Raw genomic sequence first — 22,104 nt, 5'->3', positions numbered from 1 at the left:
ACAAGGAGGTTATGAATGATGTTTAAAAACGTCAAAGAACTCGTGCAGCTAACAGAAGAACGGAATACCTCCATTTCAGAGATAATGATTGTGCAAGAAATGGAAGTGACAGGGAAGTCACGTGAAGAAATTTTCTCCCAGATGTACCGCAACCTAGAAGTGATGGAGCAGGCCGTTGAAAACGGGCTGAAAGGTGTGAAATCATTATCAGGGTTAACAGGCGGAGATGCGGTCAAACTTCAAGCCTATATCGCATCAGGCAAAACGCTGTCTGGTCATACGATATTAGATGCTGTCAGTAAAGCAGTTGCAACAAATGAAGTCAATGCCGCAATGGGAACCATTTGTGCAACGCCTACAGCAGGCTCAGCAGGTGTTGTACCAGGTACTTTATTTGCAGTAAAAGAAACGTTAAAACCAACAAAGGAACAAATGGTCAGATTCCTATTTACTTCTGGCGCATTTGGTTTTGTTGTGGCGAATAACGCCAGCATTTCCGGTGCAGCAGGCGGCTGTCAGGCAGAGGTAGGTTCTGCATCAGGTATGGCGGCAGCAGCTATTGTCGAAATGGCAGGCGGGACACCGCAGCAATCTGCAGAAGCGATGGCGATTACACTGAAAAATATGCTTGGACTTGTTTGTGATCCTGTAGCGGGACTTGTCGAGGTACCTTGCGTGAAACGAAATGCAATGGGTGCATCTAACGCTATGATCGCAGCAGACATGGCTCTTGCCGGCATCACAAGCCGCATTCCATGTGATGAAGTCATTGATGCGATGTACAAAATCGGTCAAACGATGCCAACGGCTCTTCGCGAAACAGCCCAAGGCGGACTCGCTGCGACACCGACAGCAAGAGAGCTTGAAAAGAAGATTTTCGGAGGTGTGACCTCATCTCGTGATACAGAAACTGCAAGATAGTGTCTCTGTCCTGAAGGGGATTGGAGAGGAAACCGAAAAAACACTCAATGAACTTGGAATTTACACAGTAGCCGATTTACTCGGCTACTTTCCTTATCGATATGATGACTATGAGCTTCGTAACTTAGAAGAAGTCAAGCATGACGAACGTGTCACAGTTGAAGGGAAAGTACATAGTGAGCCCGTTCTCACCTACTATGGCAAAAAACGAAGCAGGCTGACATTCAGGCTGCTTGTCGGGCGTCTTCTCATCACAGCAATTTGCTTCAATCGCCCTTATTTAAAAAGAAGCCTTGTGTTAGGTGATACGGTATCCGTCACTGGCAAATGGGATAAAAACCGTCAATCTATTATGGTACAGGAATTTAAAAAAGGGACGCACGAGCAAGATGGCAGTATTGAGCCCGTTTATTCAGTAAAAGAAAATGTGACCGTGAAAATGATGAGACGCTTTGTGAAGCAAGCCTTGTCACTTTATGCAGACAAAGCTGAAGATCCATTGCCAACGCAGCTTGTCTCTGCCTATAAACTCATGTCCTATCAGGAAGCATTAAAAACCATTCATCTCCCAGAAACAAGAGATTCGCTCAAGCAAGCAAGACGCCGTTTTGTGTACGAGGAATTCCTCATCTTTCAGCTGAAGATGCAGGCGATTAGAAAGAAAGAACGAGAAAAAACATCAGGCATCCAGCATCCGTTTTCCAAAGAGGCAGTTTTTGAGTTTGTTGACAGCCTGCCATTTCCGCTGACGAAGGCACAATCAAGAGTGCTTGATGAAATCATGTCGGACATGGCGTCTCCATATCGAATGAACCGGCTACTCCAAGGAGATGTAGGTTCAGGGAAAACAGCTGTTGCAGCCATTGCGCTTTATGCCGCTCATTTATCAGGCTTTCAAGGTGCATTAATGGTCCCAACAGAAATTTTGGCAGAACAGCATGCCGATTCGCTTTACCAGCTGTTTGAAAAATGGGGGCTGAATATCGCCCTTTTGACGAGCTCTGTGAAAGGAAAGCGACGCAGAGAATTACTGGAACGTTTAAAAGAAGGCGAGATTGACATATTAGTCGGCACGCACGCACTCATTCAAGACGAAGTCGAATTTCAGCAGCTCGGTCTTGTCATCACAGATGAGCAGCACCGGTTTGGAGTTGAGCAGCGGAAAAAACTAAGAAGCAAGGGGCAGGATCCAGATGTCTTGTTTATGACTGCCACACCTATTCCGCGAACACTTGCGATCACTGTCTTTGGAGAAATGGACGTCTCCGTCATTGATGAATTGCCAGCGGGCAGAAAACAAATCGAAACGTATTGGGTGAAGCATGACATGCTTGAGAGAATTCTTGCTTTTGTGGATAAAGAGCTGAGAAAAGGAAGACAGGCATATATCATTTGTCCGCTCATTGAAGAATCAGACAAGCTGGATGTCCAAAATGCGCTTGATGTCCATAGCATGCTCACTGAGGCGTACCGCGGTAAGTGGTCGATTGGCTTAATGCATGGGAAGCTGGCGAGTGATGAAAAAGATCAGGTCATGAGAGCCTTTACCGCAAATGAAGTACAAATTCTCGTTTCAACCACAGTCGTTGAAGTCGGGGTCAATGTGCCGAATGCAACCATCATGGTCATTTATGATGCAGACCGCTTCGGACTGTCTCAGCTTCATCAGCTAAGAGGCCGGGTCGGACGAGGAGAGCATCAATCATTTTGTATTTTAATGGCTGATCCAAAATCCGAAACGGGGAAAGAGCGGATGCGGATCATGTCCGAAACAACCGATGGCTTTGAACTGTCTGAAAAGGACTTAGAACTAAGAGGACCCGGCGATTTCTTTGGTAAAAAACAAAGCGGGATGCCAGAATTTAAAGTAGCAGATATGGTCCATGACTATAGAGCACTGGAAACGGCTAGAAAAGATGCGGCAGACCTTGTCCAATCGGACGCTTTTTGGACTGATCCTGAATACAAAGAACTCCGGCAAACACTGATAGACAGCGGTGTGCTGGGCGGAGATAAATTAAGCTGATCAAACGCTGGAGGAATTTTCTTGTCTTTTTGAAACAAGGATTGATTTATCATCTATGAGATTATATACTACTATTAGTACCTAGTCATAAATGTACGGATGGTGTCTGCATATGAAACTAAATAAAAAAGAACGTCAAAAGCTTCTCCAGCAAACGATCAGCTCGACTCCATTCATTACTGATGAAGAATTGGCAAGTAAATTCGGTGTCAGCATACAAACGGTTCGTCTTGATCGTTTAGAGCTGTCGATCCCTGAATTACGCGAAAGAATTAAGCATGTGGCCGAAAAGACATTAGAGGATGAAGTAAAGTCACTTCCACTGGATGAAGTGATTGGAGAAATGATTGATGTAGAGCTTGATGACCAAGCCATTTCCATTTTAGAAGTGAGAAAAGAGCATGTATTCAGCCGAAACCAAATTGCCAGGGGACATCATCTCTTCGCCCAGGCAAATTCGCTGGCAGTTGCCGTCATCGACGATGAACTGGCTTTGACAGCAAAAGCGAATATCAGGTTTACAAGGCAGGTTAAACAAGGCGAAAGAGTTGTCTCTAAAGCCAAAGTAGCCTCACATGATAAAGAAAAAGGAAGAACCGTAGTTGAAGTAAACAGCTATGTTGGTGAGGAAGTTGTCTTCTCAGGTGACTTCGTCATGTATCGCTCAAAACAAAAGTAAAAGGTGGCACGTAATATGAGAATTGCAGTCGATGCAATGGGGGGAGATCATGCCCCTAAAGCCATTATTGACGGTGTGCAAAAAAGCTTAACAGCATTTTCAGATATCGAGATTACACTTGTCGGCGATGAAAGCAAAATCAAACCATACATAACAAACAACGATCGTATCACGATTTTAGATGCAAAAGAAGTGATTGAACCGACGGATGAACCAGTGCGTGCAGTTAGACGTAAAAAGGATTCATCTATGGTGAAAATGGCGCAGGAAGTATCCGAAGGACGAGCAGATGCCTGCATCTCAGCAGGAAATACTGGAGCCCTCATGACAGCTGGACTGTTTATCGTAGGCAGAATTGACGGTATTGACAGACCGGCACTTGCCCCAACTTTGCCAACACTGGATGGCAGCGGCTTCTTATTACTAGATGTTGGTGCCAACGTTGATGCTAAACCAGAACATCTCGTGCAATATGCCATGATGGGATCAATCTACGCAGAGCGTGTTTTCCCAAAGAGCAATCCGCGTGTTGGACTGTTAAATGTAGGAACAGAAGATAAAAAAGGCAACGATTTAACGAAAAAAACCTTTGAATTATTAAAAGCATCAGACTTGAATTTCGTAGGAAATGTAGAGTCTCGTGACTTATTAGAAGGTGTTGCTGATGTTGTTGTCACAGATGGTTTCACAGGAAATATTGCGCTTAAAACAATTGAAGGCACAGCCCTTTCTGTATTTAAAATGCTGAAAGAAACATTAACATCCAGTTTTACAGCAAAAATAGCAGCAGGCATGATGAAGCCGAAATTAATGCAGATGAAATCTAAAATGGATTACTCCGAATATGGCGGTGCCGCATTATTTGGTTTAAAGGCACCTGTCATTAAAGCGCACGGCTCCTCTGATGAAAATGCCATTTTCCATGCAATTCGTCAGGCACGTGATATCGTAGAAAAAGACGTTTCAGCCATCATTCATCAAGAAGTCCAAAAAGAAACGACGAATGAGTCTTAATGGAGGTAAAGCAGCATGACTAAAATTGCATTTTTATTCCCTGGCCAAGGCTCTCAAAAAATTGGCATGGGAAAAGATTTATTTGACCAAGAAGCAGTATCTAAAGCTGTTTTTGAAGAAGCAGACAAGACCCTCGGGTTTGACTTATCTTCTATGATTTTTGAAGGGGATGCAGAAGAACTGACGCTCACCTTTAACGCGCAGCCAGCTCTTTTAACGACAAGCATCGCCATCTTAAAGAAATTTGAAGAGAGCGGAATTAAAGCAGATTATGCAGCAGGACACAGTCTTGGTGAATACACTGCCCTCGTTGCAGCAGGCGCATTTTCGTTTAAAGATGCTGTTTATGCAGTCAGAAAGCGCGGAGAGTTAATGAACGAAGCTGTCCCAGCAGGAGAAGGCGCCATGGCAGCGATTCTCGGCTTAGACAAAGCGGCACTTTTAGAAGTGACAGAAGAAGTGACAGAAAGCGGTCATCTTGTAGAACTCGCTAACTTAAACTGTCCTGGTCAAATCGTGATTTCTGGTACAGCAAAAGGGGTAGAACTTGCTTCAGAGAAAGCGAAAGAAAAAGGTGCAAAACGTGCAATTGCCCTTGAAGTGAGCGGACCTTTCCATTCTGCATTAATGAAACCAGCCGCTGAAAAATTTACAGATGTTCTGTCAAAGCTTGACATTACGGATGCGAAAACACCGGTCATCTCAAATGTAACAGCAGACATCGTGACATCTCGTGAGGACATTGAGACTAAGCTCATTGAACAACTGTATTCTCCAGTTCGTTTTGAAGAAAGTGTGGAACGCCTCATTGATTTAGGTGTGACAACATTTATTGAAATTGGTCCTGGCAAAGTGCTTTCAGGTCTTGTGAAAAAAGTGAATCGCCGCCTGACGACGATTTCCGTTTCAGATCAAGAAACAATTGAAGCAGCCATTCAAACATTGAAGGGGGATTCTTGATGCTTACAAATAAAACAGCCGTTGTAACAGGAGCATCACGCGGGATTGGCCGTTCCATCGCGATTGATCTAGCGAAAAGTGGTGCAAATGTTGTCGTGAACTATTCTGGAAACGAAGCAAAAGCAAATGAAGTCGTAGATGAAATCAAAGCACTCGGCCAGCAGGCATTTGCTGTGAAAGCTGATGTCTCAAATGCTGAAGAAGTACAAGCCATGATGAAACAAGCGATTGATACCTTTGGTTCAATTGACATTCTTGTGAATAATGCAGGGATCACAAAGGACAACCTGCTCATGAGAATGAAAGAGAATGAATGGGATGATGTCATTAACATAAACTTAAAAGGTGTCTTTAACTGTACAAAAGCCGTGACACGTCAAATGATGAAGCAGCGAAACGGAAGAATCATCAATTTGGCTTCAGTCGTTGGTGTGTGTGGTAACCCTGGACAAGCAAACTATGTTGCAGCAAAAGCTGGCGTCATCGGATTAACGAAAACAACAGCAAAAGAGCTGGCAACCCGTCATATTACAGTTAATGCAGTAGCACCAGGCTTTATTTCAACAGATATGACAGACAAGCTTGATGAAAATGTACAGACGGAAATGCTCAAGCAAATTCCGCTCGCACGCTTTGGTGCACCTGAAGATATTAGCAACGTCGTTGTCTTTTTAGCTTCAGAAGGAGCAGGTTATATTACAGGCCAAACCATCCAAGTAGATGGCGGGATGGTCATGTCCTAAGAAATATCAAAATTTCATTAGGTTTTCTCTAGTTTTTTAAAAACAATTCAACTATAATACTTTGAGGGGAGGTGAAAGGCAATGGCAGACGTATTAGAGCGTGTAACAAAAATTATTGTAGACCGCCTTGGCGTTGATGAGGCTGACGTGAAAATGGAAGCTTCATTTAAAGAAGATTTAGGCGCTGATTCCCTTGATGTAGTTGAGCTAGTTATGGAACTTGAAGATGAGTTCGATATGGAAATTTCTGACGAAGATGCTGAAAAAATTGCAACAGTCGGTGACGCTGTGAACTACATAAATAACCAGCAATAAGTGTAACAAAGTCCCGTCTACTTTTGACGGGACTTTGAAAATTTATGTTAGTTTCAACACATTCAGCTGATCAATTGTCAGCCTTTTTCAGATGCTGGGAGCAATGTTTCCCTGCATGTAGAAAGAGAGACTCCATATAATCAGTATCCTTAAAGGCGATTACGCCTACCTGGAGGTTGCTATGCCAAAACAATATAAAGACAAACAGAAACAGAGCAAAAAACTAGAGCAATTTAGAGAATTCCAGCAGCGCATTTCTGTACACTTCAAAAATGAAAAGCTTCTATATCAAGCCTTTACCCATTCCTCTTATGTGAATGAACACCGGAAAAAGCCATACGAGGATAATGAAAGACTTGAATTTTTAGGAGATGCTGTTTTAGAATTGACCATCTCTCAATTCTTATTTGCAAAGTATCCAGCGATGAGCGAGGGAGATTTAACGAAACTAAGAGCGGCGATCGTATGTGAACCGTCACTTGTATCACTAGCGCATGAGCTGTCCTTCGGAGACCTTGTACTTTTAGGAAAAGGCGAAGAAATGACAGGCGGCAGAAAACGCCCAGCACTCTTAGCGGACGTATTCGAGGCGTTTATCGGTGCACTTTATTTAGATCAGGGGCTTGAGCCAGTTGAACGCTTCCTAGAAGCGTACGTCTATCCGAAAATTAACGATGGAGCATTCTCGCACGTCATGGACTTTAAAAGCCAGCTGCAAGAATTTGTACAGCGCGATGGAAAAGGTGTGCTTGAATATCGCATCCTGCATGAAAAAGGGCCTGCACATAACCGGGAATTTGAAGCAAATGTATCCCTTCGAGGTGAAGTGCTCGGAATTGGAAATGGACGCTCTAAAAAAGAAGCAGAACAGCACGCTGCACAGGAAGCACTTGCTAAATTGCAGAAACATCATATGAACCAATAAAATCCCCCTCGTTATTCAGGGGGATTTCACTCTGTTTTCCATCATCTTTTTTCACTTCATATGGTAAGATGATAGTACTTTAAATACATAAGGAGGATCACTCTCATGTTCCTCAAACGTTTAGACGTGATAGGATTCAAATCATTTGCACAGCGAGTGACCGTGGACTTTGTTAAAGGGGTCACAGCTGTTGTTGGACCAAACGGAAGCGGCAAAAGTAATATTACCGATGCCATCCGCTGGGTACTTGGAGAACAATCAGCGAAAAGCCTGCGCGGAGGAAAAATGGAAGATATCATCTTTGCAGGAAGTGACTCAAGGAAAAGAGTCAATCTAGCAGAGGTGACTTTAACGTTAGATAACGAAGATCACTTTTTACCGATCGATTTTCACGAAGTCAGTGTGACAAGAAGGGTCTATCGCTCAGGAGAAAGTGAATTTCTCATAAACAATCAATCTGTCCGCTTAAAGGATATTATTGATCTTTTCATGGATTCAGGTCTTGGAAAGGAAGCTTTTTCAATCATCAGCCAAGGAAAGGTAGAGGAAATTCTATCAAGTAAGGCAGAAGAGAGAAGAAGCATCTTTGAAGAAGCGGCTGGTGTTTTGAAATATAAAACAAGAAAGAAAAAAGCCGAGAATAAACTGTTTGAAACGCAGGACAACTTAAACCGAGTAGAAGATATTCTGCATGAACTAGAAGACCAAGTAGAACCATTAAGAATGCAGGCCTCCATTGCAAAGGACTATTTGCAAAAAAAAGAAGAGCTTGAAAATGTGGAAATTGCCTTAACTGTCCATGACATTGAAGCACTTCATGAAAAATGGACAACACTTGGTGAAGCAGTCGAGCGCTTCAAACAAGATGAAATGAAGCAGTCTACAGATATCCAAGCAAAAGAAGCCAAAATTGAAGAGTCGAGAGACCGCATTCAAGCGCTTGACGAATCAATTAATGACCTGCAAGAAGTTCTTCTTTTCACAAGTGAGGAATTAGAAAAGCTTGAAGGGAAAAAAGAAGTGCTAAAAGAGCGGAAAAAAAATGCCGCTGCAAACCAAGGACAGCTTGAAGAAACGCTCGTTCGCTTAACTGAAAAGCAGGCGCTGTTAACCGAAAAGATTGAGCAGCAGAAAATCACGCGTGACAGTCTGCAAAAAGAAGTACACCAGCTAAAAGATGAAGTGAAAACAAAGCAGCATCAACTGTCGCTTCATAGTGAAGATGTGGAAGGTCAAATTGAACAGCTGAAAAGCGATTATTTTGATCTGCTCAATGAACAGGCTTCCATCCGTAATGAACGTAAATTACTAGAAGAACAGCAGCGCCAAGCAGCGATGCAGCTAGAGCGGCTGACGCAAAATAACCAAAAACATATCGAAGAACGAGTGTCTGTTAAAGAAAAGAAAACAGAAGCTGAGCAGCAGCTTTCAGCACTGGAAGAAGACATTCTGGCTCAAGTAAAACGTTTTAGAGAAGCAGAACAAAAGCTTGAGCAAATAAAGCGTCAATACGAGAAAAAAGAAACGGCTCTTTACCAAGCCTATCAATACGTACAGCAGGCAAAATCAAAAAAAGAGATGCTTGAATCCATGCAGGAAGACTTCTCAGGCTTTTTCCAAGGAGTGAAAGAGGTCTTAAAGGCAAAAGAACGGTTAGGCGGTATTCACGGTGCCATTGCAGAGCTGATTCAAACGGATCAGCAGCATGAGACAGCGATTGAAATTGCGCTAGGTGCAGCCACGCAGCACGTCGTCACAGAAAATGAAGCAGCTGCGAGACAAGCGATTGGATACTTGAAGCAGCATTCCTTTGGACGTGCAACCTTCCTGCCAATGAACGTGATCAAAGAAAGAACCATTCAGCTCAGAGATGTTCAAACAGCAGAGCAGCACGCTGCATTTATCGGCGTAGCGAGTCACCTCGTTTCTTTTGATGAAAAGTATCAAAAGGTGATTCAGAACTTGCTTGGAACTGTGCTGATCGTTAGAGACTTAAAAGGCGCCAATGAACTGGCAAAAATGCTTGGACATCGTTACCGCATCGTGACCCTTGAGGGAGATGTCGTAAACCCCGGCGGTTCCATGACCGGTGGCGGCGTAAAGAAAAAGAACAACTCTCTTCTTTCAAGAAACCGGGAGATCGAAACGTTAACAAAGCAGCTCGTTGAAATGGAAGAGAAAACAACGATCCTTGAAAAAGAAACAAAAGAAACGAAGCAATCAATCGGAGCAAACGAAAGCCAATTAAACGAACTGCGTCAGCGCGGCGAAACGCTTCGTGAAAAGCAGCAAGATCTCAAAGGGAAGCTATACGAACTGCAAGTTGCAGAAAAAAATATCAATGCTCACCTTGAACTCTATGATCAAGAAAAAGAAGAATTGCAGCAGCGTTCTACTGAACTCGCGGATAAGGACAAAAAGCAGGTCTCTCTTGAAGCCTCTATAGGTGAAAAATTGACGGCTCTTGATCAAGAGATCAATACATTAACAAAGCGTAAGCAGACGCAAAGCTCAACGAAAGAAACCATTTCTGCAGAATTAACAGAGCTGAAAATCTCGCTTGCCAAAAAAGAGCAGTCCTTAGCGAATGAACAAGAAAAGCTTTCGAGCTTAATGGCTGAATTAGAAGAAGCTGAACAGACGCTGATGGAAACAAAAGAAGATCTGTCACTCTTAACAAGTGAAATGTCATCTAGTTCAAGCGGAGCCGAACAACTGGAAGAAGCGGCAAAAGAGAAGCTGGAAAACAAAAACAAAACAACCGCACTCATTTCAGAGCGTCGTAAGCAGCGTCTCGCTCTTTCTGAAACATTAGAATTCGCTGAACGTGAACTTAAAGAACAAAAGCGTTTGTATAAGCAGCTCACCACAAGCTTAAAAGATGAGGAGATTAAGCTTGGCCGTATGGAAGTCGAGCTCGATAACCTGATCGCTTATTTGAACGAAGAATATGCCCTTTCGTTTGAAGGAGCAAAAGAGATGTATCAGTTGACGTTATCGCCAGATGAAGCAAGAAAACGAGTGAAGCTGATCAAACTAGCGATTGAAGAACTTGGATCAGTGAACTTAGGCAGCATTGACGAGTATGAACGTGTGAATGAACGCTATCTCTTCTTAACAGAACAGCGAAATGATCTGACAGAAGCGAAAAATACATTATTCCAAGTCATCGAAGAAATGGACCAAGAGATGACAAAGCGTTTCTCTGAAACATTCTCTCAAATCCGCGGGCACTTTGAATCTGTTTTCCAAGCATTATTTGGCGGCGGAAGAGCAGATCTTAAGCTGACAGATCCAAATGACTTACTCAATTCTGGCGTTGATATTGTCGCGCAGCCGCCAGGGAAAAAACTACAAAACTTAAGCCTGCTTTCTGGAGGAGAGAGAGCCTTAACAGCGATCGCTTTACTATTCTCTATTTTAAAAGTGAGACCTGTTCCATTCTGCGTATTAGATGAGGTAGAAGCGGCGCTTGATGAAGCAAATGTTTTCCGTTTTGCGCAATATTTAAAGAAATACAGTGAGGAAACACAGTTCATTGTCATTACGCACCGTAAAGGAACAATGGAAGAAGCAGATGTGCTCTACGGCGTGACGATGCAGGAATCAGGTGTCTCTAAGCTTGTATCTGTCAAACTAGAAGAAACGAAAGAGCTTGTCCAGTAATTAAAGGAGGTTTTTGAACCAATGAGCTTTTTTAAGAAATTAAAAGAAAAATTTACGCAGCAAACCGATTCAGTATCAGAAAAGTTTAAAGACGGACTCGAAAAAACGAGAAACTCCTTCCAAGGAAAAGTAAATGAACTAATTTCCCGCTACCGCAAAGTCGATGAAGACTTTTTTGAAGAGCTGGAAGAGGTTCTGATCGGCGCTGATGTCGGTTTCACAACTGTGATGGAACTGATTGATGAGCTGAAAAAAGAAGTGAAATTAAGAAACATTCAAGACCCAAGTGAAGTACAAGCAGTGATTTCTGAAAAACTGGTTGACATCTACAATAGCGGAGAGGAACAAATCTCTGCGCTGAACATTGAAGATGGGCGTTTGAATATCATTTTATTTGTAGGCGTCAACGGTGTTGGGAAAACAACGACTATCGGCAAGCTTGCAAACAAGCTGAAAAATGAAGGGAAATCCGTCATTTTAGCAGCAGGTGATACGTTCCGTGCCGGTGCCATCGAGCAGCTTGAAGTGTGGGGAGAACGTTCAGGTGTTCCTGTCGTCAAACAAACGGCAGGCTCTGATCCAGCAGCGGTGATCTATGATGCCGTTCAATCAGCAAAAGCGAAAAATGCGGATGTCCTCATCTGCGATACAGCAGGAAGACTTCAAAACAAAGTCAACTTGATGAAAGAGCTGGAGAAGGTCAAGAGAGTCATTGAGCGCGAGGTTCCGGATGCACCTCATGAAGTATTGCTCGCTCTTGATGCGACAACGGGTCAAAACGCCATGGCACAAGCCAAGGAATTTTCTAAAGCGACAAATGTCACAGGGATTGCTTTAACAAAGCTTGACGGTACTGCAAAAGGCGGGATCGTTCTTGCGATTCGAAATGAGCTGAACATTCCCGTGAAACTTGTCGGTTTAGGGGAAAAAGTGGACGATCTGCAAGAATTTGATGCAGAATCGTATGTGTATGGATTATTCTCAGACGTGATTGATCAACAAGACTAACAAAAAAATGCCGGCAAAACTGCTGGCATTTTTATTTATATGCCGCTTCATGAAGTGACAAGATAAAAACTTGACACATAGAAGAGAACCGTGTAAACTTAGTTGATGTAAAGGGAATGAACTTAACAAAGGGGAGAGAGCCCATGACGCTTGAAAAAACAACGAGAATGAATTACTTGTTTGACTTCTATCAATCGTTGTTGACCGCAAAGCAAAAGAGCTACATGTCGCTTTACTACCTAGACGATTTTTCCCTCGGTGAAATTGCGGATGAATATGAAGTATCAAGGCAGGCTGTTTATGATAATATTAAACGGACTGAAGCGATGCTTGAACAATATGAAGAAAAGCTGCTCTTGTTTAAGAAATTTAAAGAGCGTAAAGAACTTCTCAAAAAAATGAGAGAGCTTGTAGCTGATTCTGCGCAAACGGAAGAAGCAGAAGCTTTAATTGAATCGCTTGAGAAATTAGATTAGGAGGCGGCACAGTATGGCATTTGAAGGATTAGCCGACCGACTGCAGCAGACGATTTCAAAAATCCGCGGCAAAGGAAAAGTGTCAGAACAAGATGTAAAAGAAATGATGCGCGAGGTACGCCTTGCCCTTCTTGAAGCTGACGTCAATTTTAAAGTAGTCAAAGACTTTGTGAAAAAAGTAAGTGAGCGGGCAGTTGGACAAGAGGTCATGAAAAGCCTTACCCCTGGACAACAGGTCATTAAAGTTGTAAAAGAAGAACTCACTGAATTAATGGGCGGAGAAGAGAGTAAGATCGCTGTAGCGAAAAAATCTCCAACAGTCATTATGATGGTTGGTCTTCAAGGGGCAGGTAAAACAACCACAACTGGGAAGCTTGCCAATTTACTTCGCAAAAAACATAATCGCAAACCGATGATGGTAGCTGCAGATATTTACAGACCAGCAGCGATCCAGCAGCTTCAAACGCTTGGGAAACAGCTTGATATGCCGGTGTTTTCATTAGGTGATCAAGTCAGCCCTGTGGAAATTGCCAAACAGGCAATTGAAAAAGCGAAAGAAGAACACCATGATTATGTCATTTTAGATACAGCAGGACGTCTTCATATTGATGAAGAATTGATGGATGAACTTCAGAAAGTAAAAGAAGTAGCGAGTCCAGAAGAGATTTTCCTAGTTGTTGACTCTATGACAGGTCAAGATGCTGTCAATGTCGCAAAAAGCTTTAATGAACAGCTTGGTTTAACGGGTGTCGTTCTAACAAAACTAGACGGTGACACAAGAGGCGGTGCAGCACTTTCTATTCGAGCTGTCACCAATACGCCGATTAAATTCGCTGCTCTAGGAGAAAAGCTTGATGCGATTGAACCATTCCATCCGGAGCGGATGGCATCAAGAATTCTTGGCATGGGAGATGTGCTCACGCTTATTGAAAAAGCACAGGCAAACGTCGACCAAGATAAAGCGAAAGAGCTTGAGCAAAAAATGCGGACAATGAGCTTCACGCTCGATGATTTCCTCGAACAGCTTGGCCAAGTTCGGAATATGGGTCCACTTGATGAACTGATCCAAATGATGCCGGGAGCCGGTAAAATGAAAGGGCTCAAAAACGTCCAAGTAGACGAAAAGCAGCTCAATCATATCGAAGCGATCATTAAATCAATGACGACCGAGGAAAAAGAACAGCCAGAGGTCATCAATGCAAGCCGCAGAAAACGGATTGCAAAGGGAAGCGGAACATCTGTACAGGAAGTCAATCGCCTTTTAAAGCAATTTGATGAAATGAAAAAGATGATGAAGCAAATGACCAACATGTCCAAAGGAAAGAAAAAGGGCTTTAAATTACCATTTATGTAATTGGTTATACATGATAAAACCGTTGTTAAGAAAAAACACTTTACAAACCCTTTTATCATTGTTAATATACTATCTTGTTGAAATATTTTCGGAGGTGCTAGTAAAATGGCAGTAAAAATTCGTTTAAAACGTATGGGAGCAAAAAAATCTCCTTTCTATCGTATTGTTGTAGCAGATTCTCGTTCACCACGTGACGGTCGTTTCATCGAAACAGTTGGAACTTACAACCCAGTGGTATCACCAGCTGAGGTGAAAATCAACGAAGAATTAGCGCTTAAATGGCTTCAAAATGGTGCGAAACCATCTGATACAGTTCGCAACCTTTTCTCAAGCCAAGGAATTCTTGAAAAATTTCATAATGCGAAAAACAGCAAATAATGAATGAGCTGTCCTTGGAAGAATTGATTGTGTCCATCGTCGAGCCACTTGTTGATTTCCCTGAAGATATTCACGTATCTTCATTAAAAAAAGATGAGCAGGTGATTTACACACTGTCTGTCAATGCTGAAGATACCGGAAAAGTGATCGGAAAGCAGGGACGTACAGCAAAAGCGATACGAACAGTCATTTTTGCAGCAAGTGCAGAGTCTTCTAAGAAAGTTCAACTTGAGATTGCTGACTAAAAAGGGAGAGGGCTTAGGACCTCCCCTTTTTTTACACGTTTAAATCTATTTTTCGTTATACTGTAGAGGACAAATGCCTTCGGATAGGGGGACAAAAAGGAAGATGCAGATCATTCAACATGTCACCGTGATGCAAGTATTAACTGAAAGCAGTAAGGACAAACTGTTAACGACTTTTTTGGAGAAAAAAGAAAGACTAGAACGTGAATGCAATCAACTATATTTTCAACTAAAAAAACATGAAAAAGAACCACATCAGCAAGAAGCCATCCCTCAATTTCAAAAAGCGATCGATAAAAGGCAAGAGAAGATCCGGCAAATTGATTTTCAAGTAGAGCAGCTGCATATTTTGCCGCTTGGAAGTGAAATGAAAGAAACAGAAGTGGATGCACTGGTTGAAGTCAAAATAGGTGATAAATGGGATGACAAGATGCAAGATAATGTCATCGTCGTGAAAGACGGCATCATTGTGGAAATACGTCAGGGGTGATTGAGAACATGGAGCTAGAATGGTTGAATGTTGGAAAGATCGTCAATACACACGGAGTGCGCGGAGAAGTACGCGTTGTGTCAAAGACGGATTTCCCAGAAGAGCGCTACAAAAAGGGAAGCGTCCTCTATATTTTTAAGCAAGGTCAAAGCGAGCCGCTGAAAGTGACTGTCGCATCACATCGGCAGCACAAACAGTTTGATTTGCTCACATTTGAAGAAATAAACTCATTAAATGAAGCAGAGCATTTGAAAGAATCAATCTTAAAGGTAGAAAAAGAACATCTCGGGTCATTAGACGAAGGAGAATTTTATTTCCACCAAATCATTGGCTGTGAAGTATACGATGAAGAGGACAAGCTTATCGGCCAAATCAAAGAAATCTTAACACCAGGGGCAAATGATGTGTGGGTGGTAGGAAGAAAAGGCAAAAAAGATGCCTTGATTCCTTATATTCCATCTGTCGTTAAAAACATCGATATCTCATCCAAAACCGTACACATTGAAGTGATGGAAGGACTCATTGACGAATGAAAATCGACTTCTTAACCCTTTTTCCTGAAATGTTCGAAGGTGTGCTCCACTCATCGATCTTAAAAAAAGCACAGGAGAAAGAAGCTGTCTCATTTCATGTCGTCAATTTTAGAGAGTATTCGGATCATAAGCATAAAATAGTGGATGACTATCCGTATGGCGGCGGTGCTGGTATGGTACTGAAAGCACAGCCTGTATTTGATGCGGTAGAAGATTTAACGAAGAAAGCAAGCACGAAGCCCCGAGTTATTCTTGTCTGTCCTCAAGGGGAAAGATATACACAAAAAAAGGCAGAAGAACTTGCAAAAGAAGAGCATCTTATGTTCATTTGCGGCCACTATGAAGGCTACGATGAGCGCATCAGGGAGCATCTTGTCACAGATGAGATCTCAATCGGAGATTTCGTCCTCACAGGCGGAGAGCTGCCAGCGATGATGATTGCAGACAGTGTGGTCAGGCTTTTGCCTCATGTGCTTGGAAAAGAAGCGTCTCACATCGAAGATTCATTCAGTACAGGTCTGCTTGAGCACCCGCACTATACAAGGCCAGCGGATTATAAAGGACTAAAAGTGCCAGATGTGCTCCTCTCTGGAAATCACGCCAAAATTGAAGAGTGGCGGCGCAAAGAATCCTTGAAGCGAACCTATACAAGACGGCCAGATTTGATCGATTCGTGCAAAACATTAACGGATGAAGAAAAAAGATGGCTTTGGCAGCTTCATAATGACTAGATTGTATTGCACACAGCATAGAGGTATGGTATGATACTACTTGTGACTTGGACGGCTTGCCGATTCAAGTTTGAAAACGATGTTCCGCTGCAATGAAGAAAGAGGACATGAGCATCTGTTGGAAGGAGTTGAAAACGATGCAACAATTGATTGAAGAAATCACAAAAGAACAATTACGCACTGATCTTCCTGCGTTCCGTCCTGGTGACACTTTACGTGTACACGTTAAAGTTGTCGAGGGTACTCGTGAGCGTATCCAGATCTTTGAAGGTGTTGTAATTAAGCGTCGTGGTGGTGGAATCAGCGAAACTTTCACAGTTCGTAAGATCTCTTACGGTGTAGGCGTTGAGCGTACATTCCCTGTACACACACCAAAAATCGCTAAGATCGAAGTTGTACGTCACGGTAAGGTACGTCGTGCGAAACTTTACTACCTACGTGAACTTCGCGGTAAAGCGGCTCGTATCAAAGAAATCAGACGATAATGATATCAAAGGAAAGAGCTTGTTACCTGTAACAGGCTCTTTTTTTGTACAATGTATAGAGATAACAGGTAGAAGAAAGAAGGTGCACATATGACGATTCAATGGTTTCCAGGCCATATGGCAAAAGCAAGACGTGAAGTCACAGAAAAATTAAAGCTCATCGACATCGTATTTGAATTAACCGATGCAAGAATTCCGATGTCCTCTAGAAACCCAATGATCGAAGAAATCCTTCAAAACAAACCCAAAATCATGCTCTTAAACAAAGCAGATAAAGCAGATCCTCGTATGACAAAGGAGTGGCAGGCGCATTTTGAGCAGCAAGGCGTTCGGTCACTTGCCATTAACTCTGTCGATGGACAAGGGTTAAATCAGATCATCACGACTTCAAAAGAAATTTTAAAAGAAAAATTCGACCGCATGAAAGCAAAAGGCGTCAAACCACGTGCCATTCGAGCACTGATTATCGGGATTCCCAACGTCGGAAAATCGACCTTAATCAATCGTTTAGCAAAAAAGAACATTGCCAAAACAGGAGACCGGCCTGGTATTACGACATCACAGCAATGGGTGAAGGTAGGGAAAGAACTAGAACTGCTCGATACCCCTGGAATCCTCTGGCCGAAATTTGAAGATGAGCAAGTAGGACTTAGACTTGCTGTAACTGGAGCGATCAAAGATTCGATCATCAACTTACAGGATGTCGCTGTGTATGCACTTCGTTTTCTAGAAGAGAACTACCCAGAGCGATTAAAAAAACGCTATGACCTAGCGGAGATACCTGAAGATACGGTTGAGCTGTTTGATGCAATTGGTACTAAGCGCGGCTGTCTAATGAGCGGGGGATTCATAAACTATGACAAAACCACCGAAATCATTATTCGGGATATTCGAACAGAAAAATTTGGTCCCCTCACTTTTGAGAAGCCTGAAAGCTAAAAGACACGCAGCTCATGCGGGTCTTTATTTTTTGCGAAAAACTGCCGATATAAAGAAGGAGGCTGTGAAAAAGCCTATGTACACGGTGAAACAAATAAAAGAACTAATAGAAAAGCATGCAGGCGACGAGTCTTACATTCGCGAGCTTGTTAAAGATGATACGAGAAAAAGTGTCCAAAAACTTATAGAAAAGTGGCACAAAGAGAGAGAAAAGCAGCAAGCACTTCGCGCAGCATGGCATGACATGCTGCAATTTGAAAACAAAGCAAAGGCGCAGGGATACACATGTATTGCTGGAATAGATGAAGCAGGAAGAGGACCGCTCGCCGGCCCAGTTGTGGCAGCAGCCGTTATATTAAAGGAAGATACAGTCCTGCTCGGTTTAAACGACTCAAAGCAATTATCTGAGAAAAAAAGATTGGCTTATTATGATTTAATTCAAAAAGAAGCACTTGATATCGGAATCGGCATTGTTGATGCGGCTACGATAGATGAAATCAATATTTATGAAGCATCAAGACTGGCGATGGTGAGAGCTGTGGAGCAGTTAACTCATACACCTGATTATCTACTCATAGATGCCATGACACTGCCGCTTTCTACTCACCAAGAGAATATCATCAAAGGGGATGCAAAAAGTGCATCCATTGCAGCAGGTGCATGTATTGCGAAGGTGACAAGGGATCAGATGATGGAAGAGTACGGTCGTAAGTATCCTGAGTATCAATTTGAAAAACATAAAGGGTACGGAACGAAAGAGCACCTGGCTGCGATTCAAACACATGGTGCTACCCCAATCCACCGATTATCGTTTGCACCGGTGAAATCTGTTATATCATAAATTTTAATCTAAGGAGGCTGCCTGTGATGACAAGAGTTGAGGAAATACATACAGCATTGAATAGCCGGCTGAATACAGCCGAATCGGTTCCATTAAACACCGAAGGGAAGGATAATGTTCATCGGCTGATTCTCGGCAAGGTACTAAAAATGCTTGGAGATGATACAGCCCTTGTTCAAATAGGCTCAACGAAAATAAAAGCACAGCTGGCGGCACAGCTTAAAGCAGACGCATTTTATTGGTTCCAATTTGAACAAGAGGGTGGAGGCAGCCTCAATAAACTAAGACCCGTTCAGCAATTTGATCAAGATCCTAAGACATTAAAGGATGCAGCAGCCAAACTATTAGAAGGTCTCTCACTGAAAAATGGGCTTGAAAACATGCTGACAGCTACAGCTTTTTTAAAGGAAAAGCCGGTCATCAACGAAGGAGAGTTAAAAACGGCAGTGAAGTGGATCGAACAGCTTCAAGGAGCTGATGTGAAGAAAGGGCTCCAGTCACTTCTCTTTGCTTTAAAGAAAGATTTACCGATCCAGCAAGGGGTGCTTCAATCTATTTTAGCCGTAAAATCATCCTCTGCCCTTCATCAGGATATAACAGCGCTATTAAATCAATTAACACAGCTTCCGAAGCACACAGACGCCACACAGACCCTTACACAAGCCGTTCGTTCAGTCGTAGATGCAGAGACAGCCGTCCATGCAGAAAAGCTCTTATCGGTCCTTCTAGCAGCAAGAGAAGGCGAGGCGAAGCAAGGCCGCAATTTACCAGTAACGACTCAGCTCAATCCGTCTCAGCAAAAAGAAAATAGCCATGCCTCAATCGTTCAAGAGCGTCAGCCGTCCCAAGTTGTTCAGACAAACGTGCAGCAGTCAACAAGTCCAAAAGAAGAGCTGCAAATCCCGCTTCAGCAAATTGAGCGGATACTGGCAAGTTTGATGAAACAAGGTGCAGACGGTCAGCAAGAGCCCAACTTAAAACAGATCACAGCATTGCTGCAAGGGCTCCAGCAGGCAGGATCTCAGCCTGACGCAAAAGCAGCTGTGCTTCAAAAAGAGTTTCCCTTCCTGTCAAAAAGAGAGGCAAAAGCTTTGGCCCAGGTGGTGCAGCAGACTGAACCAACATTAAGCAATAAAACTGATGTGCTCGATTTACTTATGACGATGAAAAAGGCAATAGGTGTACGTGATGAAATCGGTATGCTGAAACTGCTCGAAAAAGGCAGCCAGGATGTCAAAAGTCAGGAGCTGCACCAATTAAAGCTTGTGCTAAATGATATGAAGCAGGCGGATTTACCAGAGCACGTTAAAAAAGAAGTGGATCAATTGTTTCATAGATTAAATGGGCAGTTATTTGTGCAGCAGGAGAACCAAACCGTCAGTCAAATGATGGTTTCCTATCCTCTTTTCTCAAAACATAGTGTTCAAGATTTAACCTTTATTCTAAAGGGACATAAGAAAAAAGATGGCTCTATTGATATTTCTCAATGCCGCCTCATGTTTTACTTGAACATGGAAAACCTTGAAGAAACTTTAATAGACTGTACGATTCAGCAAAAGGTCATGTCAATTACTGTCGAGACAGCCCATGAACTGCAAGGAACCATTAATCCGATGATTCCGGCTGTTCGGGAGAATTTAAATGCTCTAGGATACAGTTTGACGGGAATTACAGCAAAAAAGAGACAAGAGCCAGTAGATCCGTCTCAATTTCTAGATGAACACTTTCATAAAATCAGCGAGAAAGGGCTGGACTTACGAGTATGAAGGATTCAAAACCGCTTAGAAGAGCGGTCGCTCTGCATTACGATGAAGAAAAACAAAAGGCGCCAAAAGTCGTTGCAACAGGTAGCGGCTATGTGGCAGATCATATTATTGAAGAAGCAAAAAAGTCGGGAGTCCCTATCCAGGAAGACCGTAATTTAGTCGAACTCATGCGCCACTTAACACTAGATGAGGAGATCCCTGAAGCATTATACGATACTGTAGCAGAAATTTTTTCGTTTATCTACAAGTTAGATCAAAAAATGAAAAAATAAGGTAAAATGAGTGATTTGGCTGAAAAATTTATATTTTTAATAAAATAAAAGTTTGAATGTTTAGAAGGATTTTACGATTTTACATAGAACCCTAGACATTCTCTTTTTTATTCTTTAAAATGAAAGCGCAGTCTATTTTATAATTTTTGTTTCTACATATGTTGGGAGGATGGGAAATGAATATCCATGAGTACCAAGGAAAAGAAATCCTAAGAAAATATGGGGTTTCAGTTCCAAATGGTAAAGTAGCATTTACACCTGATGAAGCAGTGAAAGCATCAGAAGAGCTAGGGAGCTCTGTATATGTCGTAAAAGCACAGATTCATGCAGGCGGCCGTGGTAAAGCAGGCGGGGTAAAAATTGCAAAAACGAAAGATGAAGTGAAAGGGTTTGCAGAGGAATTACTCGGCAAGACACTTGTCACACATCAAACAGGGCCTGAAGGGCGCGAAATAAAACGCTTACTTATTGAAGAAGGCTGCGATATTCAAAAGGAATACTATGTTGGACTAGTTTTGGACAGAGCGACATCAAGAATTGTATTGATGGCATCTGAAGAAGGCGGTACTGAAATTGAAGAAGTAGCAGAAAAAACGCCAGAAAAAATCGTCAAAGTGGTCATCGACCCAGCGATTGGCCTGCAAGGCTATCAGGCAAGAGAAGTAGCATTTAAAATTAATATTCCAACAAAATTAGTTGGCCAAGCTGTTAAGTTTATGACAAGCCTTTACAATGCGTTTATTGAAAAAGATTGTTCAATTGCTGAGATTAATCCACTTGTTGTAACAGGCGATGGAAAAGTCATGGCACTTGATGCAAAATTAAACTTTGATAGCAATGCCTTATATAGACAAAAAGATATATTAGAATACCGTGACCTTGATGAAGAGGATCCAAAAGAAATTGAAGCATCTAAATATGACTTAAGCTACATTTCTCTAGATGGAAATATTGGCTGTATGGTCAATGGAGCAGGTCTTGCGATGTCTACAATGGATATCATCAAGCATTACGGCGGGGACCCTGCAAACTTCCTAGATGTTGGCGGCGGTGCAACAGCTGAAAAAGTAACGGAAGCATTTAAAATCATCTTATCTGATCAAAATGTCAAAGGGATTTTCGTGAACATTTTTGGCGGCATCATGAAATGTGATGTGATTGCAGAAGGTGTTGTTGAAGCGACGAAACAAGTCGGGTTAACATTACCACTTGTTGTACGTCTTGAAGGAACAAACGTTGAATTAGGGAAGAAAATCCTGAGTGATTCAGGCTTAAATATCACTTCTGCTGAGTCTATGGCTGACGGGGCAGAAAAGATTGTATCTTTAGTCAAGTAG

23 protein-coding genes are annotated in these 22,104 nt (G+C 42.4%); all 23 read left to right on the top strand.

Going from position 1 to position 22,104, the window contains the following annotated elements:
- Positions 1 to 18 precede the first annotated feature (18 nt).
- The 23 genes from sdaAA (at position 19) to sucC (ending at position 22,104) form a co-directional block, all read left to right on the top strand.
- Entirely contained in the window at positions 19 to 921 is a 903-nt protein-coding gene (gene sdaAA, locus NSS92_RS06780; protein ID WP_024424200.1) for an L-serine ammonia-lyase, iron-sulfur-dependent, subunit alpha, read from the top strand.
- A complete protein-coding gene (gene recG / locus NSS92_RS06775; RefSeq protein ID WP_340867200.1) occupies positions 899 to 2,947 on the top strand; it encodes an ATP-dependent DNA helicase RecG in 2,049 nt (682 codons plus the stop codon). Before sdaAA ends, recG begins: the two co-directional genes overlap by 23 nt.
- Positions 2,948 to 3,059: 112 nt before the next feature.
- A complete protein-coding gene (gene fapR / locus NSS92_RS06770; protein WP_024424199.1) occupies positions 3,060 to 3,626 on the top strand; it encodes a transcription factor FapR in 567 nt (188 codons plus the stop codon).
- Positions 3,627 to 3,641: 15 nt separating this feature from the next.
- Positions 3,642 to 4,640, top strand: a complete 999-nt coding sequence (plsX, locus tag NSS92_RS06765) for a phosphate acyltransferase PlsX (RefSeq protein ID WP_095408464.1) — start codon at positions 3,642 to 3,644, stop codon at positions 4,638 to 4,640.
- A 15-nt stretch (positions 4,641 to 4,655) separates the two neighbouring features.
- Positions 4,656 to 5,600, top strand: coding sequence for an ACP S-malonyltransferase (fabD, locus tag NSS92_RS06760; RefSeq protein WP_340867199.1), 945 nt, complete (start codon positions 4,656 to 4,658; stop codon positions 5,598 to 5,600).
- On the top strand, positions 5,600 to 6,343 hold the full coding sequence (fabG, locus tag NSS92_RS06755; protein WP_048239680.1) for a 3-oxoacyl-[acyl-carrier-protein] reductase: 744 nt from the start codon (positions 5,600 to 5,602) through the stop codon (positions 6,341 to 6,343). Before fabD ends, fabG begins: the two co-directional genes overlap by 1 nt.
- Before the next feature lie 81 nt (positions 6,344 to 6,424).
- Positions 6,425 to 6,658, top strand: a complete 234-nt coding sequence (gene acpP, locus NSS92_RS06750) for an acyl carrier protein (protein WP_034317822.1) — start codon at positions 6,425 to 6,427, stop codon at positions 6,656 to 6,658.
- Positions 6,659 to 6,839: 181 nt separating this feature from the next.
- Positions 6,840 to 7,583 (top strand): ribonuclease III, encoded by a 744-nt coding sequence (gene rnc, locus NSS92_RS06745; RefSeq protein WP_008344850.1) that lies wholly within the window; start codon positions 6,840 to 6,842, stop codon positions 7,581 to 7,583.
- 105 nt (positions 7,584 to 7,688) lie between these two features.
- Positions 7,689 to 11,249, top strand: coding sequence for a chromosome segregation protein SMC (gene smc / locus NSS92_RS06740; RefSeq protein WP_340867197.1), 3,561 nt, complete (start codon positions 7,689 to 7,691; stop codon positions 11,247 to 11,249).
- A 21-nt stretch (positions 11,250 to 11,270) separates the two neighbouring features.
- Positions 11,271 to 12,257 (top strand): signal recognition particle-docking protein FtsY, encoded by a 987-nt coding sequence (ftsY, locus tag NSS92_RS06735; protein ID WP_024424194.1) that lies wholly within the window; start codon positions 11,271 to 11,273, stop codon positions 12,255 to 12,257.
- Between the two features lie 143 nt (positions 12,258 to 12,400).
- Positions 12,401 to 12,733: a putative DNA-binding protein gene (locus tag NSS92_RS06730; RefSeq protein ID WP_012009935.1), complete on the top strand. Its 333-nt coding sequence runs from the start codon at positions 12,401 to 12,403 to the stop codon at positions 12,731 to 12,733.
- Positions 12,734 to 12,746: 13 nt separating this feature from the next.
- Positions 12,747 to 14,087: a signal recognition particle protein gene (gene ffh / locus NSS92_RS06725; RefSeq protein WP_058014005.1), complete on the top strand. Its 1,341-nt coding sequence runs from the start codon at positions 12,747 to 12,749 to the stop codon at positions 14,085 to 14,087.
- A gap of 105 nt (positions 14,088 to 14,192) precedes the next feature.
- Entirely contained in the window at positions 14,193 to 14,465 is a 273-nt protein-coding gene (gene rpsP / locus NSS92_RS06720) for a 30S ribosomal protein S16 (RefSeq protein ID WP_008344841.1), read from the top strand.
- Positions 14,465 to 14,710 carry a KH domain-containing protein gene (locus NSS92_RS06715; protein WP_034317804.1) on the top strand — a complete coding sequence of 82 codons (246 nt, stop codon included), beginning with the start codon at positions 14,465 to 14,467 and terminating at the stop codon, positions 14,708 to 14,710. Before rpsP ends, NSS92_RS06715 begins: the two co-directional genes overlap by 1 nt.
- Positions 14,711 to 14,813: 103 nt before the next feature.
- Positions 14,814 to 15,200: a YlqD family protein gene (locus NSS92_RS06710; protein WP_197197840.1), complete on the top strand. Its 387-nt coding sequence runs from the start codon at positions 14,814 to 14,816 to the stop codon at positions 15,198 to 15,200.
- Positions 15,201 to 15,208: 8 nt separating this feature from the next.
- Positions 15,209 to 15,733, top strand: coding sequence for a ribosome maturation factor RimM (gene rimM, locus NSS92_RS06705; protein ID WP_267586240.1), 525 nt, complete (start codon positions 15,209 to 15,211; stop codon positions 15,731 to 15,733).
- Positions 15,730 to 16,464 carry a tRNA (guanosine(37)-N1)-methyltransferase TrmD gene (trmD, locus tag NSS92_RS06700; RefSeq protein WP_340867195.1) on the top strand — a complete coding sequence of 245 codons (735 nt, stop codon included), beginning with the start codon at positions 15,730 to 15,732 and terminating at the stop codon, positions 16,462 to 16,464. The genes rimM and trmD overlap by 4 nt, the downstream gene beginning before the upstream one ends.
- Positions 16,465 to 16,601: 137 nt before the next feature.
- On the top strand, positions 16,602 to 16,949 hold the full coding sequence (gene rplS / locus NSS92_RS06695) for a 50S ribosomal protein L19 (protein ID WP_008344834.1): 348 nt from the start codon (positions 16,602 to 16,604) through the stop codon (positions 16,947 to 16,949).
- A 90-nt stretch (positions 16,950 to 17,039) separates the two neighbouring features.
- The gene (gene ylqF / locus NSS92_RS06690) at positions 17,040 to 17,888 is read left to right on the top strand and encodes a ribosome biogenesis GTPase YlqF (protein ID WP_024424188.1); all 849 of its coding nucleotides are present in this window, start codon (positions 17,040 to 17,042) and stop codon (positions 17,886 to 17,888) included.
- A gap of 76 nt (positions 17,889 to 17,964) precedes the next feature.
- A complete protein-coding gene (locus NSS92_RS06685; protein WP_144470474.1) occupies positions 17,965 to 18,729 on the top strand; it encodes a ribonuclease HII in 765 nt (254 codons plus the stop codon).
- A 26-nt stretch (positions 18,730 to 18,755) separates the two neighbouring features.
- On the top strand, positions 18,756 to 20,495 hold the full coding sequence (locus tag NSS92_RS06680) for a glycosyltransferase (protein WP_340867193.1): 1,740 nt from the start codon (positions 18,756 to 18,758) through the stop codon (positions 20,493 to 20,495).
- Positions 20,492 to 20,767 carry a FlhB-like flagellar biosynthesis protein gene (locus NSS92_RS06675; RefSeq protein WP_047202155.1) on the top strand — a complete coding sequence of 92 codons (276 nt, stop codon included), beginning with the start codon at positions 20,492 to 20,494 and terminating at the stop codon, positions 20,765 to 20,767. Before NSS92_RS06680 ends, NSS92_RS06675 begins: the two co-directional genes overlap by 4 nt.
- A gap of 176 nt (positions 20,768 to 20,943) precedes the next feature.
- A complete protein-coding gene (sucC, locus tag NSS92_RS06670) occupies positions 20,944 to 22,104 on the top strand; it encodes an ADP-forming succinate--CoA ligase subunit beta (RefSeq protein WP_024426972.1) in 1,161 nt (386 codons plus the stop codon).

It is taken from the genome of Bacillus sp. FSL M8-0166 (assembly GCF_038008825.1).
In the GTDB taxonomy this organism is placed as follows: Bacteria; Bacillota; Bacilli; order Bacillales; family Bacillaceae; genus Bacillus; species Bacillus safensis.
This window is presented reverse-complemented; position numbering and strand designations above follow the sequence as displayed.

Bases quoted from the DNA above. Each gene is read 5' to 3' on its own strand.
- plsX (WP_095408464.1), top strand. From the start codon at position 3,642: ATGAGAATTGCAGTCGATGCAATGGGGGGAGATCATGCCCCTAAAGCC.
- rplS (WP_008344834.1), top strand. From the start codon at position 16,602: ATGCAACAATTGATTGAAGAAATCACAAAAGAACAATTACGCACTGAT.
- acpP (WP_034317822.1), top strand. From the start codon at position 6,425: ATGGCAGACGTATTAGAGCGTGTAACAAAAATTATTGTAGACCGCCTT.
- sucC (WP_024426972.1), top strand. From the start codon at position 20,944: ATGAATATCCATGAGTACCAAGGAAAAGAAATCCTAAGAAAATATGGG.
- fabG (WP_048239680.1), top strand. From the start codon at position 5,600: ATGCTTACAAATAAAACAGCCGTTGTAACAGGAGCATCACGCGGGATT.
- trmD (WP_340867195.1), top strand. From the start codon at position 15,730: ATGAAAATCGACTTCTTAACCCTTTTTCCTGAAATGTTCGAAGGTGTG.
- fabD (WP_340867199.1), top strand. From the start codon at position 4,656: ATGACTAAAATTGCATTTTTATTCCCTGGCCAAGGCTCTCAAAAAATT.
- rimM (WP_267586240.1), top strand. From the start codon at position 15,209: ATGGAGCTAGAATGGTTGAATGTTGGAAAGATCGTCAATACACACGGA.
- rnc (WP_008344850.1), top strand. From the start codon at position 6,840: ATGCCAAAACAATATAAAGACAAACAGAAACAGAGCAAAAAACTAGAG.
- NSS92_RS06680 (WP_340867193.1), top strand. From the start codon at position 18,756: ATGACAAGAGTTGAGGAAATACATACAGCATTGAATAGCCGGCTGAAT.
- NSS92_RS06710 (WP_197197840.1), top strand. From the start codon at position 14,814: ATGCAGATCATTCAACATGTCACCGTGATGCAAGTATTAACTGAAAGC.
- NSS92_RS06730 (WP_012009935.1), top strand. From the start codon at position 12,401: ATGACGCTTGAAAAAACAACGAGAATGAATTACTTGTTTGACTTCTAT.
- rpsP (WP_008344841.1), top strand. From the start codon at position 14,193: ATGGCAGTAAAAATTCGTTTAAAACGTATGGGAGCAAAAAAATCTCCT.
- ffh (WP_058014005.1), top strand. From the start codon at position 12,747: ATGGCATTTGAAGGATTAGCCGACCGACTGCAGCAGACGATTTCAAAA.
- ftsY (WP_024424194.1), top strand. From the start codon at position 11,271: ATGAGCTTTTTTAAGAAATTAAAAGAAAAATTTACGCAGCAAACCGAT.
- ylqF (WP_024424188.1), top strand. From the start codon at position 17,040: ATGACGATTCAATGGTTTCCAGGCCATATGGCAAAAGCAAGACGTGAA.
- fapR (WP_024424199.1), top strand. From the start codon at position 3,060: ATGAAACTAAATAAAAAAGAACGTCAAAAGCTTCTCCAGCAAACGATC.
- NSS92_RS06715 (WP_034317804.1), top strand. From the start codon at position 14,465: ATGAATGAGCTGTCCTTGGAAGAATTGATTGTGTCCATCGTCGAGCCA.
- sdaAA (WP_024424200.1), top strand. From the start codon at position 19: ATGTTTAAAAACGTCAAAGAACTCGTGCAGCTAACAGAAGAACGGAAT.
- smc (WP_340867197.1), top strand. From the start codon at position 7,689: ATGTTCCTCAAACGTTTAGACGTGATAGGATTCAAATCATTTGCACAG.
- NSS92_RS06675 (WP_047202155.1), top strand. From the start codon at position 20,492: ATGAAGGATTCAAAACCGCTTAGAAGAGCGGTCGCTCTGCATTACGAT.
- NSS92_RS06685 (WP_144470474.1), top strand. From the start codon at position 17,965: ATGTACACGGTGAAACAAATAAAAGAACTAATAGAAAAGCATGCAGGC.